This window comes from Flagellimonas alvinocaridis, assembly GCF_965248585.1.
GTDB classification, from domain to species: domain Bacteria; phylum Bacteroidota; class Bacteroidia; order Flavobacteriales; family Flavobacteriaceae; genus Flagellimonas; species Flagellimonas alvinocaridis.
On the sequence record NZ_OZ252111.1, the window covers coordinates 2,621,048 to 2,643,501 of the forward strand.

Consider the following 22,454-nt stretch of genomic DNA (forward strand, 5'->3'; position numbering starts at 1 on the left):
GCATGAAGAATTTACCTTTTTTCCCATATAAAGCACATCTAGGGATTTGTCTATTGGTATTAGCACTTACTGCCTGTAACCGTTCCGATTCCACCAACCCGCTAAATCAAGTACTGGGTTCCGAAAATCCACTCATAAAAAGGGTGATGGATGAGTTGGACACCCACGAGGTCCAGATACGATACACCCAAATAGATCGGCGTAACGACAGCATTCTTTTTACCGATTACGATTTTCAAGTGGACAAGGGCAATTATTTTTATCCTGCCAGCACCGTTAAGTTTCCTGCGGCGGTAGCTGCACTTGAAAAACTTAATGAGACTGATACACTTTCCTTATATACCCGTTTCTATATTGAGGGTGATTCGGTTGAAACCACTTTTGCAAAAGCAGTTTCGGAGATTTTTGCAGTTTCCGATAATGCGGCCAACAACCGATTACTGGAATTTTTAGGGCAAGATGACCTTAATGGACGGATGAAAAAGAGAGGGGTTGACCCAATTCGGATTTCACATAGACTGTCCACTTCAAATGCTGACGATGTGACCACCAAACCCTTGGTAATTTATCTCAATGATTCCACAACCTCGGTAAGCAAATCCATTATAAACACAACGGCAAAACCACTACAATTAAACCATATCAAAAAAGGAAAAGGATACTATGCTGATGATTCCCTGCAAACCGAGCCTTTTGATTTTTCCCTAAAAAACTACTTCCCCATACAATCTCAAAGCGATTTGTTAAAGCGGGTAATCTTTCCTGATGCCTTTCCAGAAGAAGAACGGTTCAACTTAAGTTTGGAACAGCGTGAATTTCTTTTGGAGACCATGCATACGCTCCCAGGCAAATTGGGCTACGATCCTCAAGAATATTACGACAGTTATGTGAAATTCTTCATGTTTGGTGATAATCCGGACCCCATGCCAGAACATATCAAAATCTATAACAAAGTTGGATATGCTTATGGCACACTAACCGATTGCGCCTATTTAAAAGACACAAAAAACAATATCGACTTTATGATCACTGCTACTATTCTGGTAAATAGTGATGGCATTTTTAATGATGATGCCTATGAGTATGATGAAGTGGGAATACCTTTCTTGGCGCAGTTGGGAAGAGAACTGTATCAATATGAACTAAACCGAAAGCGATGAACAAGCTCACTTTTGACAGTTTCAACAAAAAAATCTTTATCAAAGCCCCCATGGAAAAACTGTATTGGTGCTGGGGAACTTCCAAAGGAATAACTTCATGGTTTTTGAGGGAAGCCACGTATGCTTCAGATGGAAAACAGCGCTTGTCTGAAGATTTTATACAACCGGGCGATGATTATGTTTGGAAATGGCACAATTGGGATGGACAGGAAACCGGAAAAGTACTTCAAGCCAACGGAAAAGATTTTTTGGAGTATACATTTACGGGCTGTAAGGTTTCGGTAAGCTTGGAAGACCACAAAAATGCAGTCCTTCTGACCTTACGGCAGTTTGAAATCCCAACAGATGAAGAAAATAAACTCAACATACATCATGGTTGCAGTAATGGTTGGACCTTCTGGCTAGCCAATTTAAAGGCCTATCTGGAACATGGCATCCTACTTAATGAGACCGAGTTCGACCTAAGGGACATCCCTTTGTCCGGTTTCGAATTTGTAAATATGTAGTTATTTGGAGGTTGCCGGAATCCCGTATAAATCAAAATCGGAGGCATCTGCAATTTCAACATCAACAAACTCGCCTACTTTCACATAATATTTAGTGGCATCGATAAGGACTTCATTATCTACGTCTGGGGAATCATGTTCCGTTCGTCCCACAAAATAATTGCCTTCCTTTCGATCAATAATGCAACGGAATGTTTTCCCAATCTTTTCTTGATTGAGTTCCCACGAAATCTGCGATTGGATTTCCATGATCTCATTGGCCCGTTGTTGTTTTATTTCTTCGGGAACATCATCCTCCAAGGTATAGGCATGGGTATTTTCCTCATGGCTGTAGGTAAAACATCCCAAACGTTCAAATCGCATCTCCTTGACCCAATTCTTCAAGGTTTCAAAATCTGCTTCGGTCTCTCCAGGATATCCCACAATCAAAGTGGTACGTATGGTCATTCCTGGTACGGCCTCCCTAAAGTCCTGCAGCAATTTTGTGGTCTTGCCCTGTGTGGTTCCCCTTCGCATACTTTTTAAGACGCTGTCAGATATATGCTGAAGTGGAATATCTATATAATTGCAAATCTTGGGTTCATTGCGCATTACCTCCAACACATCCATGGGAAATCCAGTGGGGAAGGCATAGTGCAGACGTATCCATTCAATTCCCTCTACTTCTACCAGCGCCCGTAACAGCTCCGCTAAATTGCGTTTTTTATATAGATCCAATCCATAATAGGTAAGGTCTTGAGCTATTAAGATAAGCTCCTTGACCCCGTTGGCCGCCAGCTTTTCAGCTTCGGTCACTAATGCCTCGATAGGTGTGCTTTTGTGCTTTCCACGCATCAAGGGAATGGCACAAAAAGAGCAAGGGCGATCACAACCTTCGGCAATTTTTAGATAGGCATAGTTCTTTGGTGTAGTGGTCAAGCGTTCCCCTAGCAACTCATGCTTATAATCTGCCCCCAAAGCCTTTAATAAATTGGGCAAATCGCTGGTCCCAAAATATTCATCCACATTGGGTATTTCCTTCTCCAAATCGGGTTTATAGCGCTCACTTAAACAACCTGTAACAAAAACCTTGTCCACAGCTCCTGCCTCCTTCTTTTGCACATATTCCAAAATGGTGTTCACGCTCTCCTCCTTGGCATTGGCAATAAATCCGCAGGTATTGATTACCACAACATTGCCTTCCTCTTCGTGTACAACCTCCTTGTTATTGGCCCGTAGCTGCCCCATCAGCACTTCAGAATCGTAGACATTTTTACTACATCCGAGCGTTACTACATTGATTTTGTTCTTTTTGAGCGATTTTGTGCGCATAGGTTTTGAAAATAAAATGCAAAAATAAGGGAAAGTTTATTCCCAGAGGGTTTTATAAGAAGATTACAAAATTAGGGCTAAGGCTCTCGCACCAAAGTGCTCCATTCTTTTATATTGGCTTCATTCATCCGAACAAATTCATCCTTTTCCAATTCACTGGAGATTTTCAACGATTTTTCAGCGGATTGAATAGCAGAAGCATAATCTCCCATTTTAGCCAGTACCAACGATTTCACCCTATGAAAATAATAGGTGTCCCCGCCCAATTCCAAGGCCTTGTTAAGATAATCCAATGCTCGCGGATAATCCTTCCCTTGTTCCTGCAAATACCGAGCTGCTTCGTAGTACGTTTGGGCAGTTGGGTTTTTAACCAATTGCTCGCGGATTTCAGTTTCCATTTGTACATGGGTATCCACCTTAAAAGGAATTACCAATTGCGTATTGGCCCAACGGAGTCGCATATTGGCTTTATTGTGCGTAATAGAATCGAAATCAATTAAAAAATTTTCTTGATGATACCGTATTTCTTTGGCCCGTATAGCTATCCGAAATAAATCTTCTTGAGGGTCGTATTCCTTTCGGCCATCTCCCCAGTGACCTGTGTTCGTGTGAAATGCAATTTCCCAAGCATCCAATTCGGGAAAAGCATAAAGTGCATAAGTTCCTTTGGGTAATAGATTCCCCATGACTTCCATGTCTGTACTGAGCGTAATTTTGGTGGATTCATTAGCCCCAACCCTCCAAATACGCCCATAAGGCACCAAATGACCAAAAATTTGTCTACCCCGAACTGCCGGACGAGAATATTCAACCGTAATTTTAGATAACCCTACCTCCTGCACCACTAAAGAAAAAGGACTGGCCTTGGGGTAGGTAATCTGCGCATGGGAAGCAATCACAACACACCAAACTGACAATTTGATCACCAATTTCAATTTGCTTGCCATTGTTGCCATGCTACATAGTAAAAAACGAATCCACAAACTCGTATTTGTTAAAGACTTGAAGATCTTCAATACCTTCACCCACTCCGATGTATTTTACAGGAATCTGGAACTGGTCTGAAATTCCAATGACCACCCCACCCTTTGCTGTACCGTCCAACTTGGTCACGGCCAAACTGGTCACTTCTGTGGCTTTGGTAAACTGTTTGGCCTGCTCAAAGGCGTTTTGCCCGGTAGAACCATCCAACACCAATAAAACTTCATGCGGAGCATCGGGTACCACCTTTTGCATTACCCGTTTCACCTTGGAAAGCTCGTTCATGAGGTTGACCTTGTTATGAAGTCGGCCCGCGGTGTCCACCAAGACCATATCGGCATTCTCTGTCACAGCAGAATTCAAGGTGTCAAATGCCACAGATGCGGGGTCACTTCCCATCTTTTGTTTAATAATGGGGACGTCCACACGCTTGGCCCATACTTCCAGCTGGTCAATGGCAGCAGCTCTAAAGGTATCTGCAGCACCCAAAACCACTTTTAACCCTCGGTTTTTAAACTGATGGGCCAGTTTGCCAATGGTAGTAGTCTTTCCTACCCCATTTACGCCTACCACCATGATCACGTACGGTTTTTTATCCGAAGGAATGGAAAATTCAGTCTCTTCCCCCACATGGGTTTCCGATAGAAGACCGGCTATTTCTTCTCTCAAAATAGTATTGAGCTCGTCTGTCCCCATATATTTATCACGGGAAACACGCTCCTCAATACGGTCAATGATCTTTAGGGTAGTGTTCACTCCTACATCCGAAGTAACCAAGACTTCCTCAAGACTGTCCAACACCTCATCATCTACCTTGGATTTTCCGGCCACAGCCTTACCCAACTTGCCAAAGAAGCTGGTTTTGGACTTTTCAAGGCCTTTGTCAAGGGTTTCTTTCTTTTCTTTTGAAAATATTTTTTTGAATAAACTCATTAGATATACATCATTCCAAGCCCCAAAGATAGGAAAGTACGGCCATTTTTGTTAAAAGAAAATGGCTTTTACCACATCCCCCAATTCCAGAAAACAACCTCCTACACAAGCTGGTAAACCTCATGCACCCTAGGTTTTACCGATGAAATGCACGGCTACACAACAAATTTTAGAACACCTCCATCAACTCTACTACTTTTATAGTGGTTTAGTTTCTCAACTTTTACCATGAAAAAACCTCACAACAAACTATATTTGGTAGTAGTGGCACTGTTTTCTCTAACAGTTTCCGCCCAAGATACTTTTTCCGACACTTTTAGTTCGGTTTCTTATTCCAATAATAATGGCTCTCAAAATTGGGCCACAAATTGGATTGAGTCTGGCGATGACAACTCCGCTTCGAGTGGTTACATACGGATAACCGGAGATGAACTAAGGTTTAGCTATATATGGAGCGAAAACATTAGAAGAAGGGCCGACTTGAGCGGATATACTGCGGCAACCCTCACTTTTGATTGGCAAACTTCCAGTCTTGAATCAGGAGAGACCTTGGCGGTTCAAATTTCCAGTGATGGTTCTTCATACACCACTTTAGATACATTTGCAGGCTCTACAAGCGGTTCTTTTAGTCAAGACATAACGAGCTACATATCCAGCAATACCACTATACGATTTTTAAAAGGAGGGGCTGATTGGAGTCAAAGCAACGACCGTGCTTATATTGACAATGTTGAAATTTCAGCTACCTCAATCCCGGTCATTGATACGGACAACGATGGTATCAGTGACGCTGTGGACTTGGATGATGACAACGATGGCATTACGGATGAGGAGGAATACTGCACTTCGATCAGTGCTTCATTTTTAACGTCGGCCGATGTGGGTGAACGGTCGGTAGTCATCAATCATACCGATACAGGATATCTGCGGCTCGATTTTTCGTCCATGGACAACTCTTTTCAGTTGGACATCAATGGAACCACCGTACATCCTTCCGTACTTGAATTTGAAAATGGTGCCCTTGGAGGCGGTGAGGAATACTTTGTATTCCAATCTGACGGCAGCTTCATCAGCTCTCCATGGACAGCAAACTCCAATGGATTACCTAGGCTCCGATTGATCATAGACGAGTTTGGTCAAGCAAACTTATACGGTACTAGAAGTACATCATCCACTTCATTGGAATTGATGCAGGCCCAAGGAGGCACTCCTTTTAATACCATAACATGGGTTCCTGCCAATAACAACACCTTTACCGTAACCAACCAAGCTGGGCCTGGGCCAGAAGGTTTTACTGGCGATTTGTTTGCCAGTGCCATATGTGATACCGACGGTGATGGCATCAGCAATGAGTTGGATTTGGATTCTGATAATGATGGAATATTGGATATTGTCGAATCTGGAGTATTGAACTTGGGAGGGGTTTCCGACAGTAATAATGATGGAATCATCGACGGGGCCAACTCTGGCTCTGGAAGCAATGGATTATACAATGGCATTGAAGATAATGATACGGTATATGCCATTCCAACGTACTCTGTATTGGATTCGGATGCTGACGGCACCTATGACCCATACTCTACTGATTCTGATGGTGATGGCTGTAATGATGTGGTAGAATCTGGCTTTACGGATGATAATGATGACGGCTATTTAGGCCCCTTACCTGTTACTGTAGATGCCAATGGTGTGGTCACTAGTGGCTCGGACGGCTATACCACTCCAGCAGACAACGATTCCAACACCACATTCGATTATAGAGAGGCAGGTACTGCTCCCAGTATTTCCTCGCAACCTGCCAATGTAACTACCTGTCCTGGCTGTTCAACCAGCTTATCGGTAACCTCGGCGGGAGATCAGTTTCAATGGCAAGTTTTCAGTGGTGGGTCTTGGAACGATCTTTCGGACACCGGGATTTATTCCGGAACAACTACCAGCACACTATCCATCACCAACCCAACACCCACCGAGCACAACAACCAATACCGGGTTGTAGTGACCAATGATGGTTATATCTGTGGAAACACATTATCCAATACAGCTACACTAACGCTTCAGGTGGACACCGTGATTACCAACAGAAGAATTACCTATCGAGTGAACAAAGATTAATTACCGATAATAAAAACGCATAAAAAAACCGCCTTTAAGGCGGTTTTTAATTTTGTTCAAGAAACGTAAAAAACGATTCTTATTGCTTGTTCAACCAATCGTTGACCATTTCTGGAGCCATAACTGATTCTACAAATGTATATGCTCCTGATTTTGGAGATTTAACCATTTTAATGGCCTTGGTCAATCTTTTTGATGATGATTGAAGGGTTGCTACTGTTTTCTTTGCCATGGCTTATATTATTTATTAGGTCTTACTTTTAAAGAACCTATTATTTAATTTCTTTATGAACGGTCATGCGCTTTAGGATAGGATTGAATTTTTTGATTTCCATCCTGTCCGGCGTATTCTTTTTGTTCTTGGTGGTAATGTACCTTGAAGTACCTGGCATACCAGACTCTTTGTGTTCTGTACACTCCAAAATTACCTGAATCCTATTTCCTTTCTTTGCCATTGTATCGTACTTAAGATCTTAGACTACTTATTTTTTGGAATTGATTTCCTTCAACACAGCAGAGATTCCTCTCTTGTTGATGATTTTCAATCCTCTGGACGAAACGTTCAAGGTTACCCAGCGGTCTTCTTCCGGAATGTAAAATTTCTTCTTGGAAATATTTACATCGAATCTTCTCTTGGTTTTATTGATGGAGAAGGAAACGTTGTTCCCGAACATCACTTTCTTCCCTGTAACTTCACAAACTTTAGACATCTCCCGAACTTTTGAGTGATTTTATTGAGGCTGCAAATTTATACCATTTTAATGGGACGTACAAAATTCTTTTTCAGAAATTTAAAATTTCTTTCAATAATAGTTCAAAAGCCTTGTTCACAGACTTCTCCACCACACGTTCCCTATGGTTTCCCATGTTGAATTTCTCCGCAAAAGTACGCTCTGGTGTGCTAATGGCAATAAAAACAGTTCCCACCTCCGCATCTGAATCTCCCTTGGTAGGGCCTGCATTCCCGGTGGTGGCAATGGCAAAATCCGTATTTAAAATAGTTTTGGCGTTCTTGGCCATGGCCACTGCAACCTCCTCGCTTACTACAGAATACTGTTGGATCAGTTCTTCTGGAACGCCCAACAACTTAATTTTTGTTTCCGTGGCATAACTTACCACACTTCCCTTAAAGTATTGGGATGCACCAGGAATTGAGGTGATTCCTTCAGCTATCCTACCTCCTGTAAAACTTTCTGCCGTAGCCAAGGTCAACTGCTTTTCGGTCAACAGGGCTGCTATTTGAGCTTCCACGGAAGCATCTTCCTCCTCTCCATAGATGATATCACCAATTAGGGGATACAACTTTTTGATTTCCGCATCCATGGTAGACTTAAGGACATCGTTGTCACTTCCTTTTGCAGAAAGTCGAAGTCTTACCTTACCTAAATTGGGCAGATACGCCAATTTGATGAATTCAGGAAGATTGTCCTCCCAATCCTCTATCTTTTCAGCAAGGGCGCTTTCGCCAAGACCATACGTTAAAATGGTCCTGTGCAAGATAAAAGGACGGTCAAACTCCTCAATAATCATAGGCAGAACCGAGCTTGTCATCAAATTCTTCATTTCCATGGGAACGCCCGGAAGGGATACATAGACCACCTTATCCTTTTTCATCCATAGCCCAGGAGCTGTTCCATAGGCATTATGCAATACAGTGGCCTGCGATGGTACCAAAGCTTGCTTTCTATTTAAATCGGATATTGGTGTGGAAATATACTTTTTGAACAATATTTCAATATGGTGCAAGACTTTTTCGTCCTGGACCAACTCATCCCCAAAAAAATCGCAAAGGGTATGCTTGGTAATATCATCCTTGGTAGGTCCCAATCCACCCGTGATGATAATAACTGAAGACCGCTCACCCGCTTCTTTCAAGGCGGTTAAGATATGGTCCCTATCATCTTGTATAGAGGTAATCTGATAAACGGAAACACCTATCTTGTTAAGCTCCTTGGCTATGAAAGCGGAGTTGGAATCAATAACTTGCCCAATAAGGATTTCATCCCCAATGGTGATGATCTCTGCTTGCATTTATAGGTTAAAATCGTTCTTGAGTTCGGACACTACCTGAAGCACATCTTTTTTCAGCAAGGGAAATTTTTCCTCTATTTCGTCAAAATTTCCAGTATTCTTACCCAAGGTCTCAATTTCCAATGCTCTAGCCCTTGTCTGCTCCATACCCAAAATGTCCACGTTGGGCTTTATCTTGTGCGCCAATTTGTATACATTTTCATAATCCCTGTCTTTTATGGCTTTTTCCAAACCATCCAAATCTTCAGGAACTTCTTCCAAAAAAACAGAAATAACAGAGGTGATGAAATCTTGGTCTCCTTCTGCCATTTCATTTATTTTATCGAGGCTGTAAATCATTATCTTACATTAATTTCAAATAGTTGTTCACCTTCAAGCATCCCTGAAAGGTAGTCATTTGGACTTACTTTACCAACACCTGCCGGTGTGCCTGTAAACAAAATATCACCTTTCTTCAGCATAAAATATGTAGAAACATGGGCAATCAATTCATCTATCTTCCACAGCATCAACGAGGTGTTTCCCTGCTGTACTTTTTCACCATTCTTGGATAAGGAGAATGTTAAATTATCTACATTCTGGAACTTGGACTTTGGCAACCAACTTCCAACTACTGCAGAGCCATCAAACCCCTTTGCTTTTTCCCATGGTAGTCCTTTCTCCTTTAATTTGGATTGAAGGTCCCTAGCCGTAAAATCTATTCCCAGGCCAATCTCATCATAATATTTATGGGCAAATTGAGGTGCAATATGCTTTCCCACCTTTTTAATCTTTACCAATACCTCCACCTCATGGTGCACATCATTGGAAAACTCTGGGATATAAAAATCCTGTTCTTTGGGCAGTATGGCAGAGTCCGGCTTAATGAAGACCACGGGTTCACTGGGCCGTTCATTCTTGAGCTCATCAATATGGGCAGCGTAGTTCCTGCCTATACATATCAGTTTCATAGGGTGTATTTTTTGAGGTCTACTTTTAGGAAAGCTTGTTATTGAGCTTGCTCAATTTAATCTGTGTAAGCACTTTTTTGGTGTATAGGGGAAAATCCGCGTTCAGCAACCAACCAAAATAGCCAGGTTCTTTTTCCATGATTTCATCCACCGTTTTTCCCTTGTGTTTTCCGAAGGCAAAAATAGGCTGATCATCTTCATTGACACCAATAAATCCTGCAAAATCCAACGACTGTTTTCTGGTGGTGAACTCTGACAGTTTCTTTACGTTATTTTCCAATTCCGGATATCTATCCAACTGCGCCAACAATACTTCATAGGTTGCCATGGTATCTGCTTCGGCACTATGTGCATCATCCAGATTTTTGTCACAGTAAAACTTATAGGCTGCTTCCAAGGTACGTTTCTCCATTTTATGGAAAATAGTCTGCACATCCACCGAAACCATACTTTTCATATCAAAATCCACCTCGGCACGCAACATTTCTTCGGCCAGTAATGGAATATCGAACCGATCAGAATTATATCCCGCCAGGTCGCTATCCTTTATCATCTTGTAAATTTCTTTGGAGAGCTGCTTGAAGGTAGGTTCATTGGCCACTTTTTCATTGGAAATGCCATGAATTGCCGTAGCTTCTGCCGGAATGGGCATTTCTGGGTTCACCAACCAGGTCTTACTCTCTTTATTGCCATTGGGAAAAACTTTAAAGATGGCTATTTCAACAATTCTATCCTTGGCCACATTGGTTCCTGTAGTTTCTAGGTCGAAGAAACAAATGGGCTTGGTCAATTTTAAATCCATGTACTTTTTTTATCTTGATTTAGAAAATAGCCACGATAATAACTCGGGCTCTGCAAAGGCATTGTCCCAACTGTTATGCCCTACTCCGGGATAAACGGAATATTTTACATTAATACCTTTTTGTTTCATGGCTTCCACCATTTGAGCTGAATATTTTTCAGGAACGCTTTTGTCATCTGAACCGTGGAACACCCACCAATCCAGCTTTTTAAGGCGCTTGCTGATTTCTGGGTTGGCTCCACCGCAAATGGGAAAAGCAGCCGCGAACATTCTAGGATTGCGCCGTACCAGTTCAAAGGTTCCCATGCCACCCATGGACAAACCTCCTACATAGAGTTGGTCCCGTTTTAATATGTAGTTTTTTTTGAGATGCTTTATGAGCCCTTCCAATAAGAGCATGTCTTTGGTAGGTTCAGACTTTTTGTAAAACACAAACTCCCGGTTCGGAAATTCTCCTTCCACCCCGATTCTGGCCCAAGAACTATTGGCCCTGCATTGCGGAAACACAACTATTGACTGATATGCATCCCTATTCTGATTTTCCAAGAATAGACTTGCGCCATGCATAAGCTGCGCTTTATTATCATTGCCACGCTCTCCCGAACCATGTAAAAAAATGAGTAGGGGGTAGCTTTTTGATGCATCGTAATCTTTTGGCAATAGTATTCGATAAGGCAGACTATCACCTTTTTTTATGAAATAATCCTGTTGATATGCGGCGTATTCTTGCGCAATAACTGTATTGCAAAATAGCACAATGGCCATAGCACAGATAATGGGGGTGTAAATTTTCATGCTAGTTGAAATGATTGGACCCCTAAAGTAAGAATCTTAGAGGAAAATGCTTCCTTTTGGATTAGATTTCCCGATTTATATCCCAAGCTTCCAAATAATCGGCCACCGTTTTCACGAACATTCCTCCTAGAGCTCCATTGACCACTCGGTGATCATAACTGTGGGACAGGTACATTTTACTTCGGATGCCGATGTATTCTCCTTGGTCAGTCTCAATTACTGATGGAATCTTACGGATAGCTCCCAGAGCCAATATCCCAACTTGTGGCTGATTGATGATAGGCGTTCCAAAAACGCTTCCAAACGACCCCACATTGGTTACTGTATAGGTTCCATCTTTGATTTCATCCGGCTTTAACTGATTGTTGCGCGCTCTATTGGCTAAATCATTCACGGTCTTGGCCATGCCTACTAAATTAAGTTGGTCGGCATTTTTTATCACGGGCACGATCAAGTTTCCATCAGGAAGGGCTGCTGCCATTCCCAAGTTGATGTTTTTCTTTTTAATGACCTTGTCCCCATCCAATGAAATGTTCATTAAAGGATATTTTTTCAAGGCCACTGCCACAGCTTCCATAAAAATTGGGGTGAAGGTGAGTTTTTCGCCCTCGCGTTCCTCAAAACTCTTTTTCACCTTGTTTCTCCAATTCACCACATTGGTAACATCCACTTCAACAAAACTTTGCACATGGGCAGATGTGGCTACACTATCCACCATATGTTGTGCTATAAGTTTACCCATTCGGGTCAAGGGAATAATCTCATCACCGGCACCAACTTGCACTGGAGTTGGCTTTGGTTTTTCTGCAACACTTTTATCCACTTTGGGAGGTGCTTCCACTGTTTTGGTTGGTTCGGCTGCAGGTGCTTGTTCAGTTTTGGGGCCACCATTGTTGGAACGGTTCTCTAAAAAGGCCTTGATGTCATTCTTGGTCACCCGTCCTTCTTTCCCGGTTCCTATAATGGACTCCAATTCTTCCATGGAAACTCCTTCTTCTTTGGCTATGTTTTTTACCAAGGGCGAATAAAATCGGTCTGAACTTGAAAAAACGGGAGCTGGGGAAGACACGGTCTCCTTTACTTGGGCCATTTGACTTTCCAAGGCAATCGCAGGTTCAGCTGCTTCAACCTCTTCAGTTTTTTCTTCTGGGCTTGCAGCATCCAAAGTGCCTCCTGCTTCTCCGTCTATTTCAATTACGGCAACTATTTCGCCTACTTTTATAACGTCATCTACTTCAAATCTTTTTTCCAACAACACACCTTCCACCTCACTTGGCACTTCTGAATCTACCTTATCCGTGGCAATTTCAAATACGGCTTCGTCCATTTCTATGGTATCGCCCACCTCCTTGAGCCAAGTGGTCAATGTTGCTTCTGCAACACTTTCCCCCATCTGCGGTAATTTCAATTCAAATTTTGACATATTCTTATTTAACGAAGTGATATTGACTTATATTTTGCAAAAATACTAAAGAAATCGACTCTTTATTGATTTAACCATATAAATTAATCGAATCTAAGTGGTCTTCATGGAACTTTCAAATGGAACCCGGTTTAAAATACTTCTTCCCAAAGTTACCTCATCTGCATATTCCAATTCATCCCCCACCGAAATTCCCCGAGCAATGGTGGAGGTGGTCACTTCCAAACCTTCCAATTGTCGGTAGATATAAAAATTGGTGGTATCACCTTCCATGGTGGAACTCAATGCAAAAATGAGCTCTTTCACGGCGCCTTCTTTTACCCGATTCACCAACGATACAATGTTCAGGTCTTGGGGGCCAATACCTTCCATAGGCGAAATTTTACCTCCCAAAACATGGTACAGTCCGTTGTATTGCGATGTATTTTCAATGGCCATTACGTCCCTAATGTCCTCCACCACACATACCAAGGTCTCATCCCTCTTGGGATTGGCGCATATCTCGCAAAGTTCTGTGTCCGAAATATTATGGCATTGCTTGCAAAAATTCACCTCACCCTTGAGTTTTAAAAGGGCATTGGACAAGTGTTCCGTTCTTTCCAGAGGTTGTTTCAACAGGTGTAAAACCAAACGCAATGCCGTTCGTTTGCCAATACCGGGCAATTGCGACACTTCGTAAACTGCATTTTCCAATAGCTTTGATGAAAATTCCATAGCCTTAAATGTCCAACAAAATTACGATTTTAGCGTTACCAATTAACTTTTGTACTTTGCAAATCAAAATACCTTTATGACAGCCACACAAATTCTCCTTCTTATTGGTGCCTATTTCTTGGTACTGATTCTAATCTCTTATTTTACCGGTAAAAATGACTCCAACGCAGATTTCTTCAAGGCAGGGAAACAATCCCCTTGGTATGTGGTTGCTTTTGGCATGGTTGGGGCTTCGTTGTCTGGAGTAACCTTTATTTCGGTTCCCGGTTGGGTGGCGGATACCCAGTTTAGCTATTTACAGGTAGTTATTGGGTACATTTTCGGGTATTTGGTGGTGGCTTTTCTTTTGTTACCCCTCTATTACAAGCTCAATCTAACTTCCATTTATGAATATTTATTGGAGCGTTTTGGTACCGTAAGTCATAAAACAGGAGCTTTTTTCTTTTTTATCTCAAGGGTTTTGGGAGCTTCTTTCCGATTGTACCTAGTGGCCATAGTATTGCAACAATTTGTTTTTGATGACCTTGGGGTACGGTTTGAGTTCACCGTTGCCATTTCAATTCTATTGATTTGGCTATACACCAATCGTGGCGGTATTAAAACTATTGTTTGGACCGATACATTACAAACACTTTTTATGATCACGGCCGTTGTCCTCTCCATAGTGCTGATAAATGATGCCCTTGGCTGGAGCTTTGGTGAATTTTTGGCATCCAATGAGCTTAAAGATTATAGCAACATTCTAATAATGGATGATTTTCTGGACCGCAACCATTTCGTCAAATCGTTTTTGGGCGGCATGTTCGTGACCATTTGCATGACCGGATTGGATCAAGATATGATGCAGAAGAACCTTACCTGTAAATCCTTGAAAGATGCCCAGAAGAATATGGTATCCTTTACCTTTGTTTTGGTTGGTGCCAAGATTCTGTTCTTGCTTCTTGGGGCCCTTCTTTTTATTTATGCCCAACGGGAGTCCATTTCCATACCGCTTATGGACGGTACACCAAAAACAGATTTGTTGTTTCCTGAAATCGCACTGAACGGCGGGTTGGGCCTTGCCCTTGCGGTTACCTTTATGCTGGGACTTATTGCTGCCGCCTACAGTAGTGCCGATAGTGCACTTACCTCGCTGACCACTTCCTTTTGTGTTGATTTTTTAAATGTTGAGAAAAAAACCGAGGCCGAACAAAAGAAAGTCAGGAAACAAACCCATATTGCCATGAGCATTTTGTTGGTACTGGTGATCATTGCCTTTAAGTACATCTTGAGCAGCAATGTCATTGATAGCCTTTTGACTGTTGCGGGATATACCTACGGACCTCTATTGGGCCTCTTTGCCTTTGGCATTTTCACCAAACACAAGGTAAAAGATGCCTATGTGTGGATTGTCGCCTTACTTTCAGTGATCATTATTGTACTTGTGGCCAACATCCCTGCCGACTATTTGGGCGGATACATCGTTGGCTATGAGTTATTGCCTCTGAACGGACTTTTGACATTTATTGGGCTATGGTTGATCAGAACGAGAGAGACCATCCCTAATACTGCCCAGTAGCAAGAAGCACCAAAGTACATGCTACCTCAACTTCAATGCCGGCCTGGGTCAAGATTTCTTGAAATTCAGGATTTTCCGTACCTGGGTTAAATATGACCCGCCTTGGTTTTATGTCCAAAATTTTTTGGTAGTACTCTTTTTGCCTTTTTGGGTTTAAATACAAGGTTATGGTGTCAATATTTTGAAAATCACTCAAGTTATCCTTAATTTGTACTCCTGATACAGTTCCCCCATTGATTCCAAATGCGGTTGTTTCCACCTTGTTCTCAACCAATCTACGAATTGCTATATTGCTGTATCTTCCTGGGTTTGTAGAAGCCCCCATGACAAGTGTTTGCCCCATTTGTTAATTTATGTGTTAAACTGCGTTAAATATTGAAACTTTTTACAAAAAAACACGTCTATTGTATAGATAAAATCTTTCATTGGTAAGACTGTATTTTTTATAGTTAATGGTTAGTGTTTAGTATAGCTTATCAATGTTAAAACCCTGGCAGTCAACTTCGGTTGAAATTGTCAGGGTTTCTTTTTTTTCAGCATTATGTTAGTCTACCTCAAAGACCTTCGCTTACATTGAGCCTATTCATGCTTTGTTAAATAATGTTAAAATTATTTCTACATGTAACATTCCCATCTACAATACGTCTTGTAGGTATCATCGTCAATCTAATCAAAAAACGAACAGCTCATGAAAAAAGTAGTCTTACTTTTTGCATTGCTTATATGCAGTGCACACTCAACCAAACTATTTGCAAACCCTTCAGAAGACGCATTAGGTTCCATATCGGGAACTGTCATTGACAATGCACTTCAACAACCTGTGGCTTATGCCGCAGTAGTTATAAAATCCGAAGATGGTTCTGAAACGATTACCGGGGGTATCACCAACGATGATGGTACCTTTGAAATAAAGAAACTGCCTGATGGCTCTTTTTTACTGGAAGTACAGTTTATTGGATACAAGACCCATTCGGAAATCTTGGTCATCAACAAAAACAACCGAAATCTGAACTTGGGCACCATTACCCTAATGGAGAACACCCAAGAATTGGATGAAGTAGAGTTGGTTGGAGAACGAACCACCATTGAACAACGTGTGGACAGAAAGGTCATTAATGTGGGAAAAGACTTGACTACGGCCGGTGCCACAGCTTCAGACATTATGAACAACATTCCATCTGTAAACGTAGATGCGCAGACTGGAGATATTACCCTTCGTGGCAACTCCAATGTTCGGGTAATGGTAGATGGAAAACTATCCAACGTCCCCGTTGCGCAATTGCTGCGTCAAATCCCATCAACCTCCATTAAATCCATTGAATTGATCACCAATCCATCGGCCAAGTACAATCCCGAGGGTATGAGTGGTATCATCAATATTGTGCTTCACAGAAACGCCAATATTGGGTTCAATGGAAATGTTAACTTGGGGCTTACCAAAGGAATTGAAGCCAAATTCAACAGTTCTGTTGATTTGAACTACAGAAACGGGAAGTTCAACTTTTATGGAAACTATGGCAACAATATAGGCAAGTATGTGAACAATGGAAATATCTTCAGATTGGAAGAAAACTCATTGCAAGATTTCGATTTCTTCAACAACAACAAATCCCATTTATATAAATTGGGGGTCGATTTCTACCTTAATGAAAAAAATACTATTTCCGTTTTTACCAACCAAAACATTTTTGAAGGTGACGGAAGGGGTATCACCGAGGTAACCTATAATACAGATGCATCCCGCAATGTAACCCAATTTTTCAACGATGTTTCGGACAACCGAAGCGAACAGTACAACTTTAACTACAAATTGGATTTTGCCAAAGAGGGACATAATATTGAACTGGAAGTGGACCATAACCGCTTTGAAAACAACCAAGACGCCAATTTTAGATCAGTGGGCGCCTCACTATATCCAAACTACATGGATTTTGTGGATACCAAAAGGGATCAGACCATTGCCAACTTGGACTATGTAAATCCGCTGGACAGTATCTCAAAATTGGAAATTGGCTTGGAGGCCAGAAACTTTGAAACTGATGTGGACTATGCTTCAACAGGTTCTTCCTTTAACTCAAACGGTGTTTTGGTACCAACCCCCAATACCAACTTTGTGTATGGAATGGATATCTACTCGGCCTATGCCACTTTCGGTCAGAATTACAAGAAGTGGTCGTATCAAATGGGCGTACGTATAGAAGATGTGGAGGTTCAGGCAGATACCAATAGTGTAAGAGCCTTTACCGATAAGTATACCGAAATATACCCCTCTGCCTTTTTAACATTTACTCCCAATGAAAAGGACCAGTTACAGGTAAGCTATAGCAGACGTGTAGATCGTCCTGGGTTGCAGCAAGTAAATCCTATCAGAGAGTTTGCCACTCCGTTGATCTCTTCTTTTGGTAACCCGAATTTGGTGCCTCAGTTCACCAGTTCCTATGAAGCAAATTATACCCGGCGTATCAAAAATGGTAGCATAACAGGGGGTGTATTTTACCGTAGCATCAAGGATGAAATCAACAGAGCAGTTTTTGTAGACCGACTGGACTTCAACAAAATCATACTCACTTTCGATAATTTTGATGAGACTTCCGCATATGGATTTGAGTTTTCAACCAACTATAGGCCTACAAAATGGTGGAACATCAATGGTAGTTTCGATATTTTCTCCCAAACCAATCGAGGTATCACGGAGAGCATTCCAGGTAACATTGCCGATCCATCCGAGGACGATATCGTAGTTGAAGATGTGGAAGTGGACAACACCGCATGGAACCTACGAATGAACAATAGCTTTACCGTGACCAAAAAACTTACCCTACAAGCCTTTGGATTTTATCGCGGTAAAAACAGAAACATCCAATTTAAGGTAGAACCCATGTACTTTGTAAATCTTGGAGCACGATATAGCTTTGATGAGGGCAAGGGTACCATAAGTGTAAACTACAACGACATTTTCAACACCATGCGTTTTGCTTTTGATGGGGAACGCCCATATTTACAAGAAGGAGGATTCAATTGGGAAAGCAACAACGTATATGTAGGCTTGTCCTATCGCTTTGGAAGTGGTAAAAACCGTGCCAAGCAACGAAAAAGAAGGGACAACCGTACTAAAGATACGGGTGGCGGCATCCTATAACCCAACATTGGTATCCTCTGCAAAAAAGTGTTGGTTGGTTAATATTGCAAGAGGTATCAATAAAAAACCCCGGTCTGGAAAGATCGGGGTTTTTATTTAGTCAAACTTATGCGGGAGACCATCCAAACTGACGGTGTTTTTCTTCTCCCAATATTTTTTCAGACCACTTTCTCCCTGCTTTTGTGCCCAATCCACCAGTTCTTTCCGTTGGTGTTGGTATTCCATAATGGGAATTCCCATACCGCATGAGGTCTGCACTTTTTCAATATGTACGTCAACCAACTGCCTACCACCCGCAATCTCGGGAAACAATCCAATATACTCTTCCCACTCAGTATTTTTATGTGAATAGACCTTTGCTGTTCCATACAATCGTAAAATCAAAGGGTCGCCCTCAAAGGCACAGAACATAAGGGTAATTCGGTTTTTGTGCTCCAAATGGATGGCTGTTTCATTGCCACTTCCGGTAAGGTTGAGCCAAATGACCCGTTGGGAATTGATCACTCTCAATGAATCCAATCCCTTTGGGGACAGGTTCACGGAACCCTCATCCATGGCCGTGGCCACAAAGAACATTTTTTGGTTCTTGATGAATTCAATAAGCGGCGGGGTCAGCTCCGGGATCTGTCTTCCCATATTACCATCTAATGATTACACTTCCCCAAGTAAAGCCACTCCCAAAAGCGGCCAAGACCACCAAATCACCTTCTTTGATCTTTCCTTGCTCCCATGCCTCTGTAAGGGCAATGGGTATCGAGGCCGCTGTGGTATTCCCATAGCTCATGATGTTGTTGAATACTTGATCGTCAGATAGTCCAAATTTCTTTTGAATGAATTGTGAAATGCGCAAATTGGCTTGGTGGGGAATCAGCATATCAATATCCTGAGGCCCCAAATTGTTCACCCCCAACCCTTCCATGATCACTTCACTAAAACGAACCACAGCATTTTTGAAGACAAATTGTCCGTTCATGTACGGAAAATAAGAGGTATCCTCTTCACCGCTACCCACATCGGCCAGAATATCGTTTACCCAACGTTTTCCCATCCCCGGGGCAATCAGTGAAAGTTCCTCGGCATGTTGCCCTTCGGAATGCAAATGGGACGATAAAATTCCTTTGGAAGTGTCCTCCTCTCTAGTAAGTACGGCAGCTCCGGCCCCATCCCCAAAGATTACGGAAACACCCCTCCCCCTTGTGGTCATGTCCAGCCCGTGGGAATGCAATTCGGAACCAATGACCAGCACATTCTTGTACATGCCGCTTTTAATATATTGGTCCGCCACAGAAATGCCATACACGAATCCAGAGCATTGGTTTCTAATATCCAAAGCTCCCACGGTTTTGATATCCAAATCACGTTGTACCAAAACCCCTGGACCTGGAAAATAATAATCAGGGCTCAAGGTGGCGAAAATGATAAAATCAATATCATTCTTATCTATTCCTGCCCTTTCAATGGCTTTTTGCGCCGCCTTTACTCCCATGGATGTGGTGGTATCCGTGCCCTTTACCACATGTCTGCGTTCTCTTATACCGGTACGTTCTTGAATCCATTCATCATTGGTGTCCATTACTTTGGACAAATCATCATTGGTGACCACATTTTCAGGTACATAGAATCCCAGTCCTGATATTCTTGAATTATACATTGTCCTACGTTTATAAATAAATTATCAAAAAAACGGGGCTATTAAACCGAAAAGTAAAAAATATATCCATAGAACCGCATAAATATTGATAAAATAAAAATTTAGTCGGTTTTTGGAGTTTTATCACAAAACGAAAATGCACCTCCGAGCGAAGATGCATTTCCAACAACCTAACCAATAAATAAAAGTACGTTATGGATAAACCTATTTCATAGCAATCTTTCCAATAACAATCTAAAGACACACATTTTGTTTAATTTTTTAAACAAAAAGATAAACAAAATTATGTTAAATTTTTATCTGGGTCCTATGTCAAGGGTCAATGTCAGTTTGTCACCTTTATCAGTCTGGTATTTTTTTTGTCCTAATGGCGTAAAGAAAATGTAAAAACAATGGCAACAGGTAAAATCAATGTTTCAGTAGAGAACATCTTTCCCTTGATCAAGAAGTTTCTGTACAGTGATCATGAAATCTTCTTAAGGGAACTTATTTCAAATGCAACGGATGCAACCCTAAAGCTAAAGCACTTGACCTCCATTGGCGAGGCCAAGGTGGAATATGGAAATCCCATCATCGAGGTCAAAGTGGACAAGGACAAAAAACGCATCCACATTTTGGACCAAGGGGTCGGTATGACCGAGGATGAAGTGAAAAAGTACATCAATGAAGTGGCTTTTTCTGGTGCGGAGGAGTTTTTGGACAAGTATAAAGATGCTGGCAAGGAAGCTGGAATAATAGGTCATTTTGGACTTGGTTTCTATTCGGCCTTTATGGTCGCGGAAAAGGTAGAGATCATCACCAAGAGCTTCAAGGATGAGCCCGCAGTACATTGGGTATGTGATGGCTCCCCGGAATTCACCTTGGAAGAAGCTAAGAAAAAAGACAGGGGCACGGAAATCATCCTTCATATTGCGGAGGATTCCACCGAATTTTTGGAAGATGCCAAAATCCGTGAACTGCTGACCAAGTACAACAAGTTCATGCCCATTCCGATTAAATTTGGAACCCGTACGGAAACACTTCCCAAGCCAGAAGGGGCCAAAGAGGACGAGCCAGCTCCAACAGAAGAGGTGGACGATATCATCAACAACCCTGCTCCGGCATGGACCAAGCAGCCCACCGACCTTAAGGACGAGGATTACAAGAATTTTTACAGGGAGCTTTATCCCATGCAGTTCGAGGAGCCTTTGTTCCACATCCATCTGAATGTGGACTATCCCTTTAACCTGACCGGAATCCTGTATTTTCCAAAGTTGACGAATGACCTCAACATCCAGAAAGACAGGATACAATTGTACCAGAACCAAGTGTTTGTTACGGATAACGTGGAAGGTATTGTTCCTGAATTCCTGACCATGTTGCGTGGGGTCATTGATTCCCCGGACATTCCCTTGAACGTATCACGATCTTATCTGCAGGCCGATGGCGCCGTGAAGAAAATCTCTTCCTACATCACCAGAAAGGTGGCCGATAAGTTGAGTTCCCTATTCAAGAACAACCGTGAGGATTTTGAACAAAAATGGAACGATATCAAAATCGTGATTGAATACGGGATGCTTTCCGAAGAGAAATTCTTTGAAAAAGCCGATAAGTTTGCCCTTTACCCTACCGTGGATGGCAAGTTTTACACTTTTGAGGAACTGGAGGCCAAAATCAAGGACAACCAGACCGATAAGGATGATAAATTGGTAGTGCTTTATGCTTCGGATATGGAAGCACAACACAGCTACATTGAAGCCGCCAAGGCAAAAGGGTATGAAATTTTGCTGTTGGACTCCCCCATTGTTTCCCATTTGATGCAGAAACTGGAGGGCTCCAAGGAAAATCTATCCTTTGTCCGCGTGGATGCCGACCATATTGACAACTTGGTCAAAAAAGAGGATACGGCCATTTCCAAATTGTCCGATGAAGAAAAAGACCGCTTAAAGGAAAATTTGGAGAAAATCATCAGCGCCGATAAAGGATACACTATTCAATTGGAGGCCATGGACAGTAACGCTTCCCCCTTCATCATCACTGAACCTGAGTTCATGCGCCGCATGAAGGAAATGCAACGAACCGGAGGTGGTGGAATTTTTGGAATGGGCAACATGCCCGATATGTACAACCTTATCGTGAACACCAACCATGAATTGGTCAGCGAGATATTGAACACCAAAACAGACAAAAAGAGGGAACGTTTGATCAATCAATCCCTGGATTTGGCCCGATTGAGCAAAGGATTGCTGAAAGGTGAAGAACTCACTAAGTTCATTAGCCGTAGCTATGATATGATCAAATAAACATCTATCTACAAAAATACTGTCACATCGAGCGCAGTCGAGATGCAAGTCCTCTATATCCTAAATAAGAGTTCTCGACTTCGCTCGAACTGACAATTTCCCTTTT

At 42.0% G+C, this 22,454-nt stretch carries 22 protein-coding genes; 6 read left to right on the forward strand and 16 right to left on the reverse strand.

Translation table 11 applies throughout. From position 1 onward, the window contains the following. The first annotated feature begins 2 nt into the window (after window positions 1-2). Both ACP14V_RS11720 and ACP14V_RS11725 read left to right on the forward strand, forming a co-directional pair. Window positions 3-1,160, forward strand: a complete 1,158-nt coding sequence (locus tag ACP14V_RS11720; RefSeq protein WP_272610973.1) for a serine hydrolase — start codon at window positions 3-5, stop codon at window positions 1,158-1,160. Beyond that, window positions 1,157-1,666: an SRPBCC family protein gene (locus ACP14V_RS11725; RefSeq protein WP_272610972.1), complete on the forward strand. Its 510-nt coding sequence runs from the start codon at window positions 1,157-1,159 to the stop codon at window positions 1,664-1,666. The genes ACP14V_RS11720 and ACP14V_RS11725 overlap by 4 nt, the downstream gene beginning before the upstream one ends. Here ACP14V_RS11725 and rimO read toward each other — a convergent pair whose 3' ends face one another. The 3 genes from rimO to ftsY all read right to left on the reverse strand — a co-directional run bounded on the left by rimO (window position 1,667) and on the right by ftsY (window position 4,891). After that, window positions 1,667-2,977, reverse strand: a complete 1,311-nt coding sequence (rimO, locus tag ACP14V_RS11730) for a 30S ribosomal protein S12 methylthiotransferase RimO (RefSeq protein WP_272610971.1) — start codon at window positions 2,975-2,977, stop codon at window positions 1,667-1,669. It lies immediately after the preceding gene. A 77-nt stretch (window positions 2,978-3,054) separates the two neighbouring features. Continuing rightward, window positions 3,055-3,924: a DUF2911 domain-containing protein gene (locus ACP14V_RS11735; protein ID WP_424987382.1), complete on the reverse strand. Its 870-nt coding sequence runs from the start codon at window positions 3,922-3,924 to the stop codon at window positions 3,055-3,057. A 10-nt stretch (window positions 3,925-3,934) separates the two neighbouring features. Continuing rightward, window positions 3,935-4,891, reverse strand: a complete 957-nt coding sequence (gene ftsY / locus ACP14V_RS11740; RefSeq protein ID WP_272610969.1) for a signal recognition particle-docking protein FtsY — start codon at window positions 4,889-4,891, stop codon at window positions 3,935-3,937. A gap of 228 nt (window positions 4,892-5,119) precedes the next feature. Between ftsY and ACP14V_RS11745 the strand changes: the two genes are divergently transcribed. Beyond that, window positions 5,120-7,003 (forward strand): immunoglobulin domain-containing protein, encoded by a 1,884-nt coding sequence (locus tag ACP14V_RS11745; protein WP_272610968.1) that lies wholly within the window; start codon window positions 5,120-5,122, stop codon window positions 7,001-7,003. Between the two features lie 79 nt (window positions 7,004-7,082). Here ACP14V_RS11745 and ACP14V_RS11750 read toward each other — a convergent pair whose 3' ends face one another. The 10 genes from ACP14V_RS11750 to recR form a co-directional block, all read right to left on the reverse strand. After that, window positions 7,083-7,235: a DUF4295 domain-containing protein gene (locus ACP14V_RS11750; protein ID WP_116219404.1), complete on the reverse strand. Its 153-nt coding sequence runs from the start codon at window positions 7,233-7,235 to the stop codon at window positions 7,083-7,085. Window positions 7,236-7,275: 40 nt separating this feature from the next. Next, a complete protein-coding gene (gene rpmG, locus ACP14V_RS11755; protein WP_031444791.1) occupies window positions 7,276-7,458 on the reverse strand; it encodes a 50S ribosomal protein L33 in 183 nt (60 codons plus the stop codon). A 27-nt stretch (window positions 7,459-7,485) separates the two neighbouring features. Further along, a complete protein-coding gene (rpmB, locus tag ACP14V_RS11760) occupies window positions 7,486-7,713 on the reverse strand; it encodes a 50S ribosomal protein L28 (RefSeq protein WP_116219403.1) in 228 nt (75 codons plus the stop codon). Window positions 7,714-7,786: 73 nt separating this feature from the next. Further along, the gene (locus ACP14V_RS11765; protein WP_272610967.1) at window positions 7,787-9,034 is read right to left on the reverse strand and encodes a competence/damage-inducible protein A; all 1,248 of its coding nucleotides are present in this window, start codon (window positions 9,032-9,034) and stop codon (window positions 7,787-7,789) included. After that, window positions 9,035-9,373: an Hpt domain-containing protein gene (locus ACP14V_RS11770; RefSeq protein WP_136567250.1), complete on the reverse strand. Its 339-nt coding sequence runs from the start codon at window positions 9,371-9,373 to the stop codon at window positions 9,035-9,037. It abuts the gene before it with no gap. Continuing rightward, entirely contained in the window at window positions 9,373-9,984 is a 612-nt protein-coding gene (locus ACP14V_RS11775; RefSeq protein ID WP_272610966.1) for a fumarylacetoacetate hydrolase family protein, read from the reverse strand. Before ACP14V_RS11775 ends, ACP14V_RS11770 begins: the two co-directional genes overlap by 1 nt. Before the next feature lie 25 nt (window positions 9,985-10,009). Beyond that, a complete protein-coding gene (locus tag ACP14V_RS11780) occupies window positions 10,010-10,786 on the reverse strand; it encodes a 3'-5' exonuclease (protein WP_136567248.1) in 777 nt (258 codons plus the stop codon). Window positions 10,787-10,795: 9 nt separating this feature from the next. Further along, the gene (locus ACP14V_RS11785; RefSeq protein WP_272610965.1) at window positions 10,796-11,581 is read right to left on the reverse strand and encodes a prolyl oligopeptidase family serine peptidase; all 786 of its coding nucleotides are present in this window, start codon (window positions 11,579-11,581) and stop codon (window positions 10,796-10,798) included. A 61-nt stretch (window positions 11,582-11,642) separates the two neighbouring features. Further along, on the reverse strand, window positions 11,643-13,004 hold the full coding sequence (locus tag ACP14V_RS11790; RefSeq protein WP_272610964.1) for a dihydrolipoamide acetyltransferase family protein: 1,362 nt from the start codon (window positions 13,002-13,004) through the stop codon (window positions 11,643-11,645). 93 nt (window positions 13,005-13,097) lie between these two features. Then, the gene (gene recR / locus ACP14V_RS11795) at window positions 13,098-13,718 is read right to left on the reverse strand and encodes a recombination mediator RecR (protein WP_272610963.1); all 621 of its coding nucleotides are present in this window, start codon (window positions 13,716-13,718) and stop codon (window positions 13,098-13,100) included. A gap of 76 nt (window positions 13,719-13,794) precedes the next feature. On the opposite strand from recR, the gene ACP14V_RS11800 reads away from it, so the two are divergent. Beyond that, window positions 13,795-15,276, forward strand: a complete 1,482-nt coding sequence (locus ACP14V_RS11800) for a sodium:solute symporter (RefSeq protein ID WP_272610962.1) — start codon at window positions 13,795-13,797, stop codon at window positions 15,274-15,276. Here ACP14V_RS11800 and ACP14V_RS11805 read toward each other — a convergent pair. Continuing rightward, entirely contained in the window at window positions 15,260-15,619 is a 360-nt protein-coding gene (locus ACP14V_RS11805; RefSeq protein ID WP_272610961.1) for a CoA-binding protein, read from the reverse strand. The two genes, ACP14V_RS11800 and ACP14V_RS11805, sit on opposite strands and share 17 nt — an antisense overlap. A gap of 345 nt (window positions 15,620-15,964) precedes the next feature. Here ACP14V_RS11805 and ACP14V_RS11810 point away from each other — a divergent pair, with 345 nt between their 5' ends. Then, complete coding sequence (locus tag ACP14V_RS11810; RefSeq protein WP_272610960.1) at window positions 15,965-18,415, forward strand: TonB-dependent receptor domain-containing protein; 2,451 nt, start codon at window positions 15,965-15,967, stop codon at window positions 18,413-18,415. 96 nt (window positions 18,416-18,511) lie between these two features. Here the strand turns inward: ACP14V_RS11810 and ACP14V_RS11815 are convergent, their stop codons facing one another. Both ACP14V_RS11815 and ACP14V_RS11820 read right to left on the reverse strand, forming a co-directional pair. Then, window positions 18,512-19,051: a pyridoxamine 5'-phosphate oxidase family protein gene (locus ACP14V_RS11815; RefSeq protein ID WP_272610959.1), complete on the reverse strand. Its 540-nt coding sequence runs from the start codon at window positions 19,049-19,051 to the stop codon at window positions 18,512-18,514. Between the two features lies 1 nt (window position 19,052). Continuing rightward, a complete protein-coding gene (locus ACP14V_RS11820; protein ID WP_272610958.1) occupies window positions 19,053-20,066 on the reverse strand; it encodes a 3-oxoacyl-ACP synthase III family protein in 1,014 nt (337 codons plus the stop codon). A gap of 392 nt (window positions 20,067-20,458) precedes the next feature. On the opposite strand from ACP14V_RS11820, the gene htpG reads away from it, so the two are divergent. Then, window positions 20,459-22,348 (forward strand): molecular chaperone HtpG, encoded by a 1,890-nt coding sequence (gene htpG / locus ACP14V_RS11825; protein WP_272610957.1) that lies wholly within the window; start codon window positions 20,459-20,461, stop codon window positions 22,346-22,348. The last annotated feature ends 106 nt before the right edge of the window (window positions 22,349-22,454 follow it).